Source organism: Curtobacterium sp. Arg-1 (assembly GCF_025643395.1).
GTDB lineage: Bacteria > Actinomycetota > Actinomycetes > Actinomycetales > Microbacteriaceae > Curtobacterium > Curtobacterium poinsettiae.
In genome coordinates, this window is record NZ_CP095731.1 from 779,595 (window position 1) to 794,381 (window position 14,787).

The window sequence follows — 14,787 nt, forward strand, 5'->3', positions numbered from 1 at the left end:
TGACCCGCACCCGTTCGGGGGGCATTGTGGACGCCGCGCGAGGCGTTTACCGTCCAAGAGGTACTCAAACTGTCCTCCTCCGAACAGGGTCGGAGGCTCGGGGACAGATCGGAGGATCTGATGAGTGGTTACGAGCGTGCACCGAGGGTCGCCCCGGTCCACATCACCTCCTACCGGGCGCGGGCGCGGGCACGGGCTGCCAGACGCGGCTGGATCGTGCAGTCCGAGGACGACGTCGACCGCGAGCGCTTCACCTTCGGGGACCTCCGCGCGCAGCGTGGACCGAACCCGTGAGCAGCGACCGGTGACGCGCGACGTCCGTCAGCGCAGGCGGTCCGCCAGGAACGCCGCCTGACGCTCCCAGTGCCGGAAGCCGCCGCCCTCGTGCCCGTTGTACGGGTACACGGCGATCTCGCGGTCGGTGGAGCCCAGGGCGTTGAACGCGGCGAAGGTCGTGCGCGGCGGGACGACGTCGTCCATCAGCGCGACCGAGAACAGCGCCGGTGCGGTGATGCCGGCGGCGTGGTTCACCCCGTCGAAGTACGCGGCGGTCTCCCACACGCCCTCGGCCGCGTCGCGGTGCACGGCGAGGTACTGCGCGAGCTCCAGGTACGGACCGCCCACCGCGACGTCGGTGCCGTTCCGCCAGTCGGCCAGGAACGCCACGTCGGGCAGCACCGCGGTGATCGGTCCGACGTGTGCCTCGACCAGGGCCGCTGCGGCGATGGCGATCCCGCCGCCCTGGCTCCCGCCGGTCAGCGCGATGCGATCGGGGTCGACGCCGGGCAGCGTGCGGACGGCGTCGACCAGGCGGACCGCGTCGGTGTACACGCGGCGGTAGTAGTGGTCGGCAGGGGAGCCGATGCCGTTCGTCATCCACCCGCTGGCGTGCGGTGCGGAGCCGTGCGGGTCCGGGGTGTCGCCGCCGGCCCACCCGGAGCCCTGGCCGCGGGTGTCCATCACCACGTGCACGTACCCGGCGAGGGCCCAGTGCACGCGCTCACCCGGGCGACCGCGGCCACCGCCGTAGCCGAGGAACTCGACGACGACCGGCAGTGCGCCCGGGTCGTCGGTCACGGGACGGTTGACCCACGCCCGCACCGGGTCACCGGCGAACCCGGGGAACGTCAGGTCTTCGACGACGAGACCGGTGACCGGGGTCTCGGCGGGCACGAGGGCCGGCTCGACCCCCTCGCCCGCGGTCCGGGCGAGGGCGATCGTGTCCGCCCAGAAGGCGTCGAAGTCATCTGGGCGCCGGACGTCGGAGCGGTGGGCGCGGAGCGCGTCGAGGGGCAGGTCGGTCAGTGGCATGGTGTGTCCTCCGGGACGATCGTGCCCCCGGCACCGTCGAGGACGGCGCCGGGGGCACGGAGTGTCGGTTCAGCGCGCCGCCGCGCGGTACTGCTCGAGCACCTCCGGGTGCGGGTCGGACGGCACGGTGGTCGTCGCGGTGTCCCACGTCGGCAGGGCTCCGGTGAGCGCCCACGCGGCCTGCTTCGCAGCCCCCGCGGCGACGTACTCGCCGGGCTCCGGCACCAGGACGTCACGGCCGAACACCTGCGCGGCGACGGCGCGGACCGCCGGGTTCCGCGCAGCGCCCCCGATGAGCAGCAGCCGCTCGACGGTCACGCCGGTGTCCTGCACCGCGGCCAGTCCGTCGGCGAGGGCGCAGAGCATCCCCTCGAAGGCCGCCCGGGCCAGGTGCGCCCGGTCGGTGGTCGCCGGCGTCATGCCGAGCAGCGAGGCGGTCGCGTCCGGCCGGTTCGGCGTGCGCTCGCCGACGAAGTACGGCACCAGGACGAGGCCGTCGGCCCCGGCCGGCGCCTGCAGCGCCAGCTCGCCGAGCGCGTCGTGGTCGACGCCGAGCAGGCCGCCGATCACCTCGAGCACGCGGGCCGCGTTGAGCGTCGTGACGATCGGGAGGCGCGACCCGGTCCCGTCGGCGAAGCCCGCCACGGTCCCGCTCGGGTCACGCACCTCGGCGTCGCTGACCCCGAAGACCGTGCCGCTCGTGCCGAGGGACACCGCGACGTCGCCCGGGCCGAGACCCAGGCCGAGCGCTGCCCCGGCGTTGTCACCGAGTCCGGCGCCGACGACGAGGCCGGAGGGCGCGACCGCGCCGCCGGGCAGCTCGACGTCGGTGGACAGGGTGCCCATCGCCTCGTCGGGAGCAACCACGCGGGGCACGACCACGGCGTCGTCGTCACCCATCGACGCCGGCCGCATCGGCCGCCCGAGTGCGAGCTCGAACAGTTCCGGGTCGTACTCGCGGCGCACCGGGTCCCAGTACGCCGTGCCGCTGGCGTCGGACGCGTCCGTCGCCAGGGCCTCCAGGTCGGGGCCGAGCGGACTCTCGTCCGCCGGACCGTACCCGCGGAGCCGCCATGACAGCCAGTCGTGGGGGAGCGCCACGGCCGCGACGCGGGCCGCGTTCTCGGGCTCGGCGTCGCGGAGCCACCGCAGCTTGGTCCCGGTGAACGACGCGACCGGCACCAGCCCCGTCCGGGCGACCCACGCCTCCTGGCCGAGCTCGTCGACCATCTGCGCGGCCGCGTCCGCACTGCGGACGTCGTTCCAGAGCAGGGCGTCGCGGACGACGCGGCCCTCGGAGTCGAGCGCGACCATGCCGTGCTGCTGCCCGGCGACGGCGACGGCACCGACGTCGTCGAGGCCGCCGGCGTCCGCGACGGCGGCACCGAGGGCGTCCCACCAGTGGCAGGGGTCGACGGAGGTGCCGTCCGGGTGGGACGCGCGGCCCTCGCGGACGACCGCACCGGTCGCGGCGTCACGGATGGTGACCTTGCAGGACTGGGTCGAGGAGTCGACCCCCGCGACCAGGTCAGCCACGAGCGCCCATGAGGTGCTCCATCGCGAGCTGCTGCAGGCGGACGAAGCCGAAGCCCTTGCCGCCGAAGTAGGCGTCGGTGTCGAAGTCCTCGTAGGCGGAGCGGTCGGCGAGGAACGTGTCGTACGACTCGCCGTCGTTCAGCGTCGGCGTCGACAGCTCGCCGACCTTCGACGCCTCGAGTGCCGCCTGCACCTCGGGGTCGGCGCGGAACGCCTGCGCACGCTCCTTGAGGAGCAGGTACATGCGCATGTTGGCCGACGCGGAGTCCCAGACACCGCTGATGTCCTCGGTGCGGCTCGGCTTGTAGTCGAAGTGGCGCGGGCCGTCGTACGCCGGGCCGCCCTGCGGGGCACCGTGCTCGAGCAGGTCGACGAGCGAGAACGCGTTCTGCAGGTCGCCGTGGCCGAACACCAGGTCCTGGTCGTACTTGATGCCGCGCTGACCGTTGAGGTCGATGTGGAAGAGCTTGCCCTGGTAGAGCGCCTGGGCGATGCCGGCGGTGAAGTTCAGGCCCGCCATCTGCTCGTGGCCGACCTCGGGGTTGATGCCGAACAGCTCCGGGCGCTCGAGCGTCTCGGTGAAGGCGATCGCGTGGCCGAGGGTCGGCAGGAGGATGTCGCCGCGGGGCTCGTTCGGCTTCGGCTCGATGGCGAACCGGATGCCGTAGCCCTTGTCGGTGACGTACTGGGCGAGCAGGTTGACGGCCTCGCGGTACCGCTCGAGCGCGGCCTGCACGTCCTTGGCGCTGTCGTACTCGGAGCCTTCGCGGCCACCCCACATCACGAACGTCGACGCACCGAGCTCGGCGGCGAGGTCGATGTTGCGCAGGACCTTGCGGAGCGCGAAGCGGCGGACCTGCCGGTCGTTCGAGGTGAAGCCGCCGTCCTTGAAGACCGGGGCGGAGAACAGGTTCGTCGTGACCATCGGCACGACGATCCCCGTCGACTCGAGGGCGCCCTTGAGGCGGTCGATCTGGGTCTGGCGCTCGGCGTCGGTGGAACCGAACGCGAACAGGTCGTCGTCGTGGAAGGTCAGGCCGTAGGCCCCGAGCTCGTCGAGCTTCTCGACCGCCTCGACCACGTCGAGGGCGGGACGGGTCGGCCCGCCGAAGGGGTCCGAGCCGTTGTAGCCGATGGTCCAGAGACCGAAGGAGAACTTGTCTGCACGGGTGGGCGTCGTTGCCATGGTGGTCACCGTTCGTCGTCGAAACAAAATGTTGCCGCGCCCAACATAAGCGGTAGTGTTGGCTGTGGCAAGCACGTGATCGCAAAGGAGCGAGCGGATGGCACAGGAACGACTGCGGGTCGCGATGGTGGGGCACGGCTTCATGGGAGCCGCACACTCACAGGCGTGGCGGACCGCTCCCCGGTTCTTCGACCTCGGGGCCGACCCGGAGATGGCGGTGATCGTCGGGCGTGATCCCGAACGCACCGAGGCAGCCCGGCAGCGGTACGGCTGGCAGGCGGCGTCCACCGACTGGCGTGCCGTCGTCGCCGATCCGGACATCGACGTGGTCGACGTGGTGTCCCCGGGGTCCTCGCACGTCGAGATCGCGATCGCCGCGCTCCAGGCCGGCAAGCACGTCCTGTGCGAGAAGCCGCTCGCCAACACCGTTGCCGAGGCCGAGGCGATGACCGCCGCTGCCGCTGCAGCCCGGGCGCACGGGGTCCGCGCCATGGTCGGGTTCAGCTACCGCCGCGTGCCTGCGATCGCGTTCGCCCGGCAGCTGGTGCAGGACGGCCGGATCGGCACCGTGCGCCAGGTCCGCGCGCTCTACCTGCAGGACTGGTTGTCGGACGAGGACGGCCCGATGACCTGGCGGCTCGACAAGTCGCTCGCGGGCTCCGGTGCGCTCGGCGACATCGGCGCGCACGCCATCGACCTGGTCGAGCACGTCACCGGTTCGTCGCTCGCCACCGTGTCGGGCACGCTCGAGACCTTCGTGACCGAGCGTCCGTTGATGGCCGAGGGGGTCGGGCTCTCCGGCACCGCGTCGAGCGAACGCGGGCAGGTCACCGTCGACGACGCCGCGTTCTTCACGGCACGGCTCAGCGGCGGCGCGGCCGACCGTGCGATCGGCACCTTCGAGGCGACGCGCTACGCGACCGGGCGGAAGAACGGCCTGACGCTCGAGATCAGCGGTTCCGACGGCGCGATCCAGTTCGACCTCGAGGCGATGAACGAGCTGCGGTTGTACGAGTCGAACGCCCCTGCGGGGGAGCAGGGCTTCCGGCGCATCCTGGTCACCGAGCCCGAGCACCCCTACATGGCCGCGTGGTGGCCGACCGGACACCTCATCGGGTACGAGCACACCTTCAGCCACCAGGTGAAGGACTTCATCGACGCCGTCGCCACCGGCACCGACCCGTCACCGTCGTTCGCCGACGGCCTGCACGTGCAGCGGGTCCTCGACGCCGTCGAACGCAGCGCGGCCGCCGGCAGCACCTGGACGGCGACCTCGTGAGCGCCGCCGAGCAGACCCGCCGGGCGCTCGTCGTCCGCGGCGGGTGGGACGGCCACCAGCCCGTCGAGACCACCGACCTGTTCATCCCGTTCCTGCAGGAGAACGGGTTCGAGGTTCGGGTGTCGGACTCGACGGCCGTCTACGCCGACGCCGCCGTCATGGACGAGGTCGACCTGATCGTGCAGGTCGTCACGATGTCGACCATCGCCGACGACGAGTTCGCCGGGCTGCAGCGCGCGGTCCTGGGCGGCGCCGGACTGGCCGGCTGGCACGGCGGCATCGCGGACGCGTTCCGGAACACCGCCGACTACCTGCACATGGTCGGCGGCCAGTTCGCCCACCACGCGGGCAAGCACCCCGACGAGCGCGTCGGGGAACAGTCGGACAACTACATCCCGTACACGGTGCACATCACCGACCTCGGGCACGAGCACCCGATCACGCAGGGCATCGAGGACTTCGACCTCGTCACCGAGCAGTACTGGGTGCTGTCCGACGAGTACAACGACGTCCTCGCGACCACCACCCAGGACGCGCGCGACTTCGACGCCTGGAACCGACCGGTCACCGCACCGGCGATCTGGACACGGCAGTGGGGCGAGGGCCGCGTGTTCGTCTCCGCACCAGGGCACCGCCTCGAGGTCGTCGAGTCGCAGCCACTCCGCACCATCATCGAACGGGGACTCCTGTGGGCAGCACGCTGAACGAGGGGGTGCTCCGCGTCGGTGTCGTCGGCGTCGGGGTCATCAGCCAGCAGTACTTCGAGCACTTCCCGGCCCTGCCCGGACTCGAGCTCGCCGCGGTCGCCGACCTCGACGTCGCCCGTGCCCAGCAGGTCGGTGCGGCACAGGGCGTGCGCGGCACCACCGTGGACGACCTGCTCGCCGCCGACGACGTCGACGTGGTGCTCAACCTGACGATCCCGGCCGCACACGCCGAGATCGCCACCCGGGCACTCGCCGCCGGCAAGCACGTCTACGGCGAGAAGCCGCTCGCGATGTCCACCGCCGAGGCCGCACCGGTGCTCGAGGCCGCCCGCACCGCCGGCCTGCGCGTCGGCAGCGCACCGGACACCGTCCTCGGCACCGGCATCCAGACCGCGCGCGCCGCGCTCGACGACGGCGCGATCGGCACCCCGGTCGCCGCAGCCGTCGCCTGGAGCGCCCCCGGGCACGAACGTTGGCACCCCGCGCCGGCCTTCTACTACCAGCCCGGCGGCGGACCGCTGCTCGACATGGGGCCGTACTACCTGACCAGCCTCGTCACGTTCTTCGGGCCCGTCGTCCGGGTCAGCGGCAGCGCGACCCGCTCCACCCGCGAGCGCACCGTCGCCACGGGGCCGAACGCCGGCACCCCGATCCCGGTCGACATCGACACGCACGTCGTCGCGATCCTCGAGCACGAGGGCGGCGTGGTCTCCACCGTGACCGTCTCGTTCGAGGTCTGGGCCACCCGCGCCCCGCTGTTCGAGGTGTACGGCACCGCGGGCACCCTGGGCGTCCCCGACCCGAACCGGTTCTCGGACACCGTGTCGATCGCCACCGCCGACGACCGTTCGTGGCGCGACCTGCCGGTCGCCGCCGGGTACGCCGACGCCGGTCGCGGCTACGGCCTCGCCGACATGGCCCACGCGATCGCGACGGACCGGCCGCACCGGGCCTCCGGCGACCTCGCGTTCCACGTGCTCGAGGTCATGGAGGCGGTCTCCGCCGCCGCCCGAGACCACTCGGTCGTCGATGTGCACTCGCGCGTCGAGCGACCCGCCACCGTCCCGGCCGGGTCCGCGCCCGGATCCTGGTGACGGAACCCGACCACCGCGAAGAAGGACGACGACGATGACGACGACGGACGCGAGCGACACGACGGACACGACCCGGGCCTCCCGGCCGGTCACCCTGTTCACCGGACAGTGGGCCGACCTGCCCTTCGAAGAGGTGGCCCGACTCGCCGGCGAGTGGGGCTACGACGGGCTGGAGATCGCCTGCTGGGGTGACCACCTGGACGTCCGGCGCGCCGCGACGGACCCGGAGTACGTCGCCGGGCGCAAGGCGATCCTGGAACGCAACGGGCTGCAGGTCTGGACGATCGCCAACCACCTGGTCGGCCAGGCCGTGTGCGACGACCCGATCGACCAGCGGCACGAGGACATCGTGCCGCCGCACGTGTGGGGCGACGGCGATCCCGAGGGCGTGCGGCAGCGTGCGGCCGAGGAACTGCAGTGGACCGCCCGTGCCGCCGCCGCGCTCGGGGTGGACACCGTCACCGGGTTCTCCGGCTCGTCGATCTGGAAGACCGTCGCCGGGTTCCCGCCCGTGCCGCCGGCGATGATCGACGCCGGGTACCAGGACTTCCACGACCGCTGGTCACCGATCCTCGACGTCTTCGAGGAGGTCGGGGTCCGGTTCGCGCTCGAGGTGCACCCGTCCGAGATCGCCTACGACTACTGGACCGCGAAGCGCACGCTCCAGGTGTTCCAGGACCGCCCGGCGTTCGGGTTCAACTTCGACCCGTCCCACTTCGTCTGGCAGGACCTGGACCCCGCCGCGTTCCTGCTCGACTTCGCCGACCGGGTGTACCACGTGCACTGCAAGGAGTCGGTGAAGCAGCTCGACGGGCGCAACGGCCGGCTCGGGTCGCACCTGCCGTGGGGTGACCCCCGGCGCGGGTGGGACTTCGTCACCGCCGGCCACGGGGACGTGCCGTGGGAGCGGGTGTTCCGCGTGCTGAACCACATCGGGTACGCCGGCCCGACCAGCGTCGAGTGGGAGGACGCCGGCATGGACCGCCTCGTCGGCGGGCCCGAGGCGCTGGCGTTCGTGCGGCGGCTCGGCACCATCGCGCCGCCGGACGCGTCGTTCGACGCCGCGTTCTCGCAGTCGCGCTGACCGGGCCGCCTGCGTTCGAACGCCCCACCGCTTCCGGGCGTACCTGCTGAATCCGGGCGTACCTGGTCGTTCGTTTCGACCAGGTACGCCCGATCCCGCTCTCCATCGCAGGCGTTCTGGGAAGGACCGAGCACGCGAGGATGGGCAAGCAAGCAAGCAAGCAAGCAAGCAAGCAAGCAAGCAAGGACCGACCGAGAGGACCCGATGGCACGCACAGCTGCAGCACCCGGTGTCGCGCAGACCCCGGTGCTGCGCAACGCCGCACGTGTCCTCCGCCTGGCGCACGAGGACGGTCCGATCACCCGCGCCGAGCTCACCCGCCGCACCGGACTCAACCGCTCAACCACGCTCACGCTCGTCGGCGAACTGGTCGAACTCGGGCTGGTGCACGAGGACGTGCCCGGGACCGGCAGCACGAGTGCTGGCGTCGGCCGCCCGAGCCCGGTGGTCCGTGCCTCGGCCGAGGTGGTCGCGGTCGCCGTCACGGTCGAGGTTGACGCCGTGACCGTCGCACTCGTCGGACTCGACGGCAGCGTGCGCACCCGCGCGGTGGCGGCGAGCGAGAGCGCCCCGACCGCTGCCGAGGCGGTCGAGACCATCGCCGGACTCCTGGACGAGTTGATCGCCGGGGAAGGCCCGCCCACGCGGATCGCCGGAATCGGTGTCGCGGTCCCCGGGACCGTGCGGGTCGAGGACGGCGTGGTCCGCTACGCGCCGCACCTCGGCTGGCACGACGAACCGATCGCCCGTCCCCTCGCCGAGCGCACCGGTCTGCCGGTCCGGGCCGCGAACGACGCGAACTCCGGCGCCTGGGCGGAGCGGCTGTACGGCAGTGGCCGCGGAGTCGACGACCTGATCTACCTCAACGGTGGCGCGAGCGGTATCGGCGGCGGCGTCATCAGTGCCGCTCGGCCCCTCAGCGGTGCGGACGGGTACGCCGGCGAGCTCGGTCACACCTTCGTCGCAGCGAACGGTGTCCGTTGTCACTGCGGTGCTGTCGGGTGTCTCGAGACCGAGGCGTCGCGTGATGCCCTGGTCGCTGCCGCCGGCGTCGCCTCGGGCGACCCGTCAGCGCTCGCCGCGGCGCTCGCGCAGCGCCGTCCCGAGGTCGAGCGGGTGGTCGACCGCCAGGTCACGGCCCTCGCGACCGCACTCCGCAATGCCATCCACACCGTCAACCCCGAGGTGGTCGTCCTCGGTGGGTTCCTCGGAGTGCTCCTCGGCCACGTCGGGAACCGCATCGAGGCCGAGGTCCGGGCCCAGTCGATGGCTGCCGTGACCGAGCGGCTGCGCATCGCACCGGCGGCGCTCGGTGCCGATGTCCTGCTCCGAGGCGCTGCTGAACTCGGGTTCCGTGATCTGCTGCGCGACCCGACGGCAGCGCGGCTCAGACCGGCCACCGCGGCGCCCGCGGCGACCGCGGCGACCACGGCCACCACGCCCGCGGCATCCGCCGCCGCCCCCTCCACCACCCTCACGTCCGGCCGCGACGACGCGGCCGAGGAAGCGAGAACCGCATGACCTCCACCCAGCGCACCAGTGTCCTGCTCGGCACCCAGGACCTCACCGTCGAGGACCGCCCCGTCCCCGCCGTCGACGCCGGCGACGTGCTCGTCCGGGTCGCCGCCGTGGGCGTCTGCGGCTCCGACGTGCACTACTACCGCCACGGCCGCATCGGCGACTTCGTCGTCGAGGAACCCCTCGTCCTCGGCCACGAACTCTCCGGCACGATCGAGGCGGTCGGCGAGGGCGTCGACCCGTCCCGTGTGGGGGAGCGCGTGGCCATAGAGCCGCAGCGCCCCTGCCACCGCTGCGCGCAGTGCCTGGCCGGTCGCTACAACCTCTGCCCGCACATGCGCTTCTACGCGACGCCGCCGGTCGACGGCGCCTTCACCGAGTTGGTCACGATCGAGTCCGAGTTCGCGCACGTCCTGCCCGACTCCGTGTCGTTCGAGGCCGGTGCGCTCCTCGAGCCCCTGTCGGTCGGCATCGCCGCCGTCCGCAAGGCCGGCATCGTGCCCGGTTCGTCGGTGCTCATCGCCGGTGCCGGTCCGATCGGCATCATCTGCGCGCAGGTCGCGAAGGCATTCGGTGCATCGCGCATCGTCGTCAGCGACCTGGTCCCGGAGCGCCGTGCGCGGGCCCTGGAGTACGGCGCCACCGAAGTCGTCGACCCCACCGCCGTGTCCGTCGCGTCCGACATCGTCCCCGTCGACGCGTTCATCGACGCCAGCGGGGCGCCCCGTGCGGTCTCGGACGGCATCAAGGCGGTCGGTCCGGCGGGTGCCGCGGTGCTGGTCGGGCTCGGCAACTCCGAGATGACCCTGCCGGTCGAGCACATCCAGAACCTCGAGGTCATGGTCACCGGGATCTTCCGGTACACGAACACGTGGCCGGTGGCGATCCAGCTGGTCGCGTCCGGGCAGGTCGACCTCGACTCGCTCGTCACCGGCCGGTTCGGGCTCGACGACGTCCGCGAGGCTCTCGAGAGCGACACCGACCCGGAGTCGCTCAAGTCCGTCGTCTACCCCGGCGGCGTCCCGGCCTGAGCCGGCACGGTGCAGGCTTCGCCGGCCCGGGCCGCGTTGCGTGCCCGGTGCGGCGTTGCGGCGGGGCACGGCGCGTGGAAGCGCGCACCGGGTGACGACGTGGGCACGGTGCGGACGGGAGGCGCGGGGCCGGGCCGCGACGTGCCTCCCGTCCGGCACGGTGCAGGCTTCGCCGGCCCGGCCCGGCCCGGCCCGGCCCGGGCCGCGTTGCGTGCCCGGTGCGGTGTTGCGGCGGGGCACGGTGCGTGGAAGTGCGCACCGGGTGACGACGTGCGCACGGTGCGGACGGGAGGCGCGGCGCCGGGCTGCCCCGTGCCTCCCGTCCGGCACGGTGCGGGCTTCGCTGGCTCGGGCCGCGTTGCGTGCCTGGTGCGGTGTTGCGGCCGGGCACGGCGCAGGCTTCGCCAGCCCGGGCCGCGTTGCGTGCCCGGTGCGGCGTTGCAGCCGGGCACGGTGCGTGGAAGCCCGCACCGGGTGACGACGCGGGCACGGTGCGGGCGGGAGGCGCGGCGCCGGGCCGCCCCGTGCCTCCTGTCCGGCACGGTGCGGGCTTCGCTGGCTCGGGCCGCGTTGCGTGCCTGGTGCGGTGTTGCGGCGGGGCACGGTGCGTGGAAGCCCGCACCGGGTGACGACGCGGGCACGGTGCGGGCGGGAGGCGCGGCGCCGGGCCGCCCCGTGCCTCCTGTCCGGCACGGTGCGGGCTTCGCTGGCTCGGGCCGCGTTGCGTGCCTGGTGCGGTGTTGCGGCGGGGCACGGTGCGTGGAAGCTCGCACCGGGTGACGGCGCGCGCACGGCGCGGACGGGAGGTGCGGGGCCGGGCCGCCCCGCGCCTCCCGTCCGGCACGGTGCCGGCTTCGCCGGCCCGGCCGCGTTGCGTGCCTGGTGCGGCGTTGCGGCGGGGCACGGTGCGTGGAAGCGCGCACCGGGTGACGGCGCGCGCACGGTGCGGACGGGCGGCGCGGGGCCGGGCTGCCCCGTGCCTCCCGTCCCGCACGTGACCCGGAACGGGGCCACCGCCGCGTCACCGGGACGCGCTACGGTTCGCGCATGACCGCTTCACCGGCCGCCGTCGTGCCGCAGCGCACCGACCGGCGCGCGCTCGTCTCCTGGGCGCTCTGGGACTGGGGGTCGGCCGCGTTCAACGCGGTCGTCACCACCTTCGTGTTCAGCACGTACCTGGCGAGCCGGGCGTTCGTGGACCCGGCGCTCGTCGGCGACACGTCGGCGGCGGGCAAGGCGATCGTGGAGCGGGAGCTCGCGCACAACGCCGCCGTCGTGTCGACCGCACTGACCATCGCGGGGATCGTCGTCGCGCTCGTGGCGCCGGCCATGGGGCGGCTCGCGGACTCGTCCGGACACCGCCGTCGCTCCGTCCTCATCGCCACGATCGGTGTCGCGCTGTCGATCGGCGGCATGGTCTTCGTCGCGCCGAGCCAGCCGTACCTGTTCCTCGGCGCAGCCCTGCTCGGCATCGGCACCGTGGCCTACGAGATCGCGACCGTCGGGTACAACGCCATGCTCGGGCAGGTCGCCTCCGGGGAACGCACCGGCCGGGTGTCCGCCATCGGGTGGGCGGCCGGGTACTTCGGCGGGATCGTGCTGCTCGTGCTGCTGCTCGTGCTCTGCATCCAGGACTTCCGGGGCGACGGGGTCGTCGGCGGGCTCCTGCAGCTGCCGGCGACCGTCGCCACCGGGCAGTGGGACGTCCGCGTCGCGATCGGCATCGCCGCCGTCTGGCTGGCCGTCAGCTCGATCCCGCTGTTCCTCACCGTGCCCGAGGCAGTGCCGGACCGCACCCGCGGCGGTGGCGTGTTCGGCGCCTACGCGGACCTCGGTCGCGACATCGCCCGGCTCTGGCGCGAGCGGCGCAACGTCCTGGCGTTCCTGCTCGCCAGCGCGGTGTTCCGCGACGGCGTCGGTGCCGTCTTCACGTTCGGCGGGATCGTCGCCGCCCAGGTGTTCGGGTTCACGCCGTCCCAGGTCATCCTGTTCGCCATCGCCGCGAACGTCGTGGCCGGCATCGCGACGTTCGTCTCCGGACGCCTCGACGACCGGTTCGGGTCGCGTGCGCTCATCATGGTCTCGCTCGTCGGACTCGCCGTCTGCGGGGTCGGAGTCTTCGCCGCCGGCAACGAGACGCAGTGGTTCTGGGTGCTCGGGCTGACCCTCGCGGTGTTCGTCGGCCCGGTGCAGTCGTCGTCGCGTGCCCACCTGACGCGGTTGACGACCCCCGGCCGCGAAGGCGAGCTCTTCGGCCTCTACGCCACCACCGGCCGCGCCGCGTCGTTCCTCGCGCCGGCGCTGTTCGGCGTCGCGGTGACCGTCGGTGGGTCCACCCGGTTCGGGATCCTCGGCGTGGTCGTCGTGCTCATCGCCGGGCTGGTGCTTATGGCCTTCGTCAAGCGGGAGCCGCAGGTGGTGCAGGGCTGACAGCCGGCCTGGGCCTCGTCCGCGGCGTGCGGGGCTGAGGCACGGCGTGCCGTCGGCCCGGGCCTGGAGGCACGGTGCCGGTCCGTCCACAGGCTGCGGTTGTGCGCACGGTTGGGCACAGGACCGTGCTCGCGTCGGACGCCACGGGCTCGGGTGCGCCAGGATGGGTCCATGACCGACCAGCGCATCGCCGTCGTCGTCCTCGCCGCCGGGCAGGGCACGCGCATGAAGTCGTCCACGCCCAAGGTGCTGCACCGGCTCGCCGGGCTGCCGCTCATCGGGCACGTGCTGCGCACGGCGTCGTCGCTCAGCCCCGAGCACGTCGCCGTGGTCGTGCGGCACGAGCGTGATCGTGTCGCGGCCGAGGTCGTCGAGCGCGCCCCTGACGCGATCATCGTCGATCAGGACGCCGTCCCCGGCACCGGCCGTGCGGTCGAGGTGGCGGTCGACGCCCTGCCCGCCGACTTCGACGGTGCCGTCGTCGTGCTCTCCGGCGACGTGCCGCTGCTCGACGCGGCGTCGCTCCGCCTGCTCGTCGATGCCCACGTCGGTGCCGCCAACGGGGCGACCTTCGTCAGCGCGATCGCCCCCGACCCGACGGGCCTCGGACGGATCGTGCGTGATGACGCCGGCGCCTTCGTCAGCGTCGTCGAGCACAAGGACGCGACGGCCGAACAGCTGGCCATCACCGAGGCGAACGCGGGCATCTACGCGTTCGACGTCGCGCGGTTGCGGGCGGTCCTGCCGTCGCTCACCACGGCGAACGCGCAGGGCGAGAAGTACATCACCGACGCCCCCGCGCTGATCAGTGAGCGCGGCGGGCGCATCGACGTCGTCACCCTGACCGACCCGTGGCTCGTCGCCGGCATCAACGACCGTGCGCAGCTCTCCGACGCCGCGCGCGAGCTCAACGCCCGCATCGTCCGCGGCCACCAGCTCGCCGGTGTCACCGTGCAGGACCCGGCGACCACCTGGATCGACCTCGACGTCACCATCGAGCCCGACGCCGAAGTCCTGCCCGGCACCCAGCTCATCGGCGCCACCGCGATCGCCGCCGGTGCCGTCGTCGGTCCGGACACCACGCTGCGCGACACCGAGGTCGGTGCCCGCGCCACGGTCAACCGCGTCGACGCCACCCTCGCGGTGATCGGGGACGGCGCCTCGGTCGGCCCGTTCGCCTACCTGCGGCCCGGCACGATCCTCGGCGACGACGGCAAGATCGGCACCTTCGTCGAGACGAAGAACGCCCGGATCGGTCGCGGCAGCAAGGTCCCGCACCTGTCCTACATCGGCGACGCCGAGGTGGGCGAGGACTCGAACATCGGCGCGAACACCATCACCGCGAACTACGACGGCGTGCACAAGCACCGAACCGAGGTCGGCTCGAACGTCCGTACAGGCTCGCACAACGTGTTCGTCGCCCCCGTTAGGATTGGTGACGGTGCGTACACCGGCGCCGGGACCACCGTCCGCAAGGACGTTCCGGCAGGATCGCTCGCGATCAGCTACGCCCCACAGCGCAACACCGACGGATGGGTCGAGGAACACCGACCCGGCACACCGGCGGCCGAGGCTGCTCGGCTCGCGAACGGCGAATAGATCCTGGCGACC

Annotated in this window: 12 protein-coding genes; 9 read left to right on the top strand and 3 right to left on the bottom strand. The window is 73.0% G+C overall.

What is annotated here, in order from left to right:
- The first annotated feature begins 120 nt into the window (after positions 1 to 120).
- Entirely contained in the window at positions 121 to 294 is a 174-nt protein-coding gene (locus MXD64_RS03830) for a hypothetical protein (RefSeq protein WP_175470755.1), read from the top strand.
- Between the two features lie 27 nt (positions 295 to 321).
- On the opposite strand, the gene MXD64_RS03835 is transcribed toward MXD64_RS03830, so the two are convergent.
- The 3 genes from MXD64_RS03835 to xylA all read right to left on the bottom strand — a co-directional run bounded on the left by MXD64_RS03835 (position 322) and on the right by xylA (position 4,033).
- The gene (locus MXD64_RS03835; protein WP_071251668.1) at positions 322 to 1,311 is read right to left on the bottom strand and encodes an acetylxylan esterase; all 990 of its coding nucleotides are present in this window, start codon (positions 1,309 to 1,311) and stop codon (positions 322 to 324) included.
- A 69-nt stretch (positions 1,312 to 1,380) separates the two neighbouring features.
- On the bottom strand, positions 1,381 to 2,847 hold the full coding sequence (xylB, locus tag MXD64_RS03840; RefSeq protein ID WP_259551864.1) for a xylulokinase: 1,467 nt from the start codon (positions 2,845 to 2,847) through the stop codon (positions 1,381 to 1,383).
- Positions 2,840 to 4,033, bottom strand: a complete 1,194-nt coding sequence (gene xylA, locus MXD64_RS03845; RefSeq protein ID WP_042537878.1) for a xylose isomerase — start codon at positions 4,031 to 4,033, stop codon at positions 2,840 to 2,842. Before xylA ends, xylB begins: the two co-directional genes overlap by 8 nt.
- Positions 4,034 to 4,130: 97 nt before the next feature.
- Between xylA and MXD64_RS03850 the strand changes: the two genes are divergently transcribed.
- The 8 genes from MXD64_RS03850 (at position 4,131) to glmU (ending at position 14,775) form a co-directional block, all read left to right on the top strand.
- Positions 4,131 to 5,312 carry a Gfo/Idh/MocA family protein gene (locus MXD64_RS03850; protein ID WP_017886784.1) on the top strand — a complete coding sequence of 394 codons (1,182 nt, stop codon included), beginning with the start codon at positions 4,131 to 4,133 and terminating at the stop codon, positions 5,310 to 5,312.
- Positions 5,309 to 6,016 (top strand): ThuA domain-containing protein, encoded by a 708-nt coding sequence (locus MXD64_RS03855; protein ID WP_017886783.1) that lies wholly within the window; start codon positions 5,309 to 5,311, stop codon positions 6,014 to 6,016. The genes MXD64_RS03850 and MXD64_RS03855 overlap by 4 nt, the downstream gene beginning before the upstream one ends.
- Positions 6,001 to 7,113, top strand: coding sequence for a Gfo/Idh/MocA family protein (locus tag MXD64_RS03860; RefSeq protein WP_263137154.1), 1,113 nt, complete (start codon positions 6,001 to 6,003; stop codon positions 7,111 to 7,113). The genes MXD64_RS03855 and MXD64_RS03860 overlap by 16 nt, the downstream gene beginning before the upstream one ends.
- A 34-nt stretch (positions 7,114 to 7,147) precedes the next feature.
- Entirely contained in the window at positions 7,148 to 8,197 is a 1,050-nt protein-coding gene (locus MXD64_RS03865; protein ID WP_159557469.1) for a sugar phosphate isomerase/epimerase family protein, read from the top strand.
- A 204-nt stretch (positions 8,198 to 8,401) separates the two neighbouring features.
- Positions 8,402 to 9,718: an ROK family transcriptional regulator gene (locus MXD64_RS03870; RefSeq protein WP_259551870.1), complete on the top strand. Its 1,317-nt coding sequence runs from the start codon at positions 8,402 to 8,404 to the stop codon at positions 9,716 to 9,718.
- Positions 9,715 to 10,746 carry an NAD(P)-dependent alcohol dehydrogenase gene (locus MXD64_RS03875; protein WP_259551872.1) on the top strand — a complete coding sequence of 344 codons (1,032 nt, stop codon included), beginning with the start codon at positions 9,715 to 9,717 and terminating at the stop codon, positions 10,744 to 10,746. Before MXD64_RS03870 ends, MXD64_RS03875 begins: the two co-directional genes overlap by 4 nt.
- A 1,047-nt stretch (positions 10,747 to 11,793) precedes the next feature.
- Positions 11,794 to 13,176 carry an MFS transporter gene (locus MXD64_RS03880; RefSeq protein WP_263137155.1) on the top strand — a complete coding sequence of 461 codons (1,383 nt, stop codon included), beginning with the start codon at positions 11,794 to 11,796 and terminating at the stop codon, positions 13,174 to 13,176.
- Positions 13,177 to 13,347: 171 nt separating this feature from the next.
- Positions 13,348 to 14,775 carry a bifunctional UDP-N-acetylglucosamine diphosphorylase/glucosamine-1-phosphate N-acetyltransferase GlmU gene (gene glmU / locus MXD64_RS03885; RefSeq protein WP_140448398.1) on the top strand — a complete coding sequence of 476 codons (1,428 nt, stop codon included), beginning with the start codon at positions 13,348 to 13,350 and terminating at the stop codon, positions 14,773 to 14,775.
- The last annotated feature ends 12 nt before the right edge of the window (positions 14,776 to 14,787 follow it).

Excerpts from the sequence above, each read along its gene's own strand:
- MXD64_RS03865 (WP_159557469.1), top strand. The coding sequence starts at position 7,148 with ATGACGACGACGGACGCGAGCGACACGACGGACACGACCCGGGCCTCC.
- MXD64_RS03830 (WP_175470755.1), top strand. The coding sequence starts at position 121 with ATGAGTGGTTACGAGCGTGCACCGAGGGTCGCCCCGGTCCACATCACC.
- MXD64_RS03835 (WP_071251668.1), bottom strand. The coding sequence starts at position 1,311 with ATGCCACTGACCGACCTGCCCCTCGACGCGCTCCGCGCCCACCGCTCC.
- MXD64_RS03850 (WP_017886784.1), top strand. The coding sequence starts at position 4,131 with ATGGCACAGGAACGACTGCGGGTCGCGATGGTGGGGCACGGCTTCATG.
- MXD64_RS03880 (WP_263137155.1), top strand. The coding sequence starts at position 11,794 with ATGACCGCTTCACCGGCCGCCGTCGTGCCGCAGCGCACCGACCGGCGC.
- xylA (WP_042537878.1), bottom strand. The coding sequence starts at position 4,033 with ATGGCAACGACGCCCACCCGTGCAGACAAGTTCTCCTTCGGTCTCTGG.
- glmU (WP_140448398.1), top strand. The coding sequence starts at position 13,348 with ATGACCGACCAGCGCATCGCCGTCGTCGTCCTCGCCGCCGGGCAGGGC.
- MXD64_RS03870 (WP_259551870.1), top strand. The coding sequence starts at position 8,402 with ATGGCACGCACAGCTGCAGCACCCGGTGTCGCGCAGACCCCGGTGCTG.
- MXD64_RS03875 (WP_259551872.1), top strand. The coding sequence starts at position 9,715 with ATGACCTCCACCCAGCGCACCAGTGTCCTGCTCGGCACCCAGGACCTC.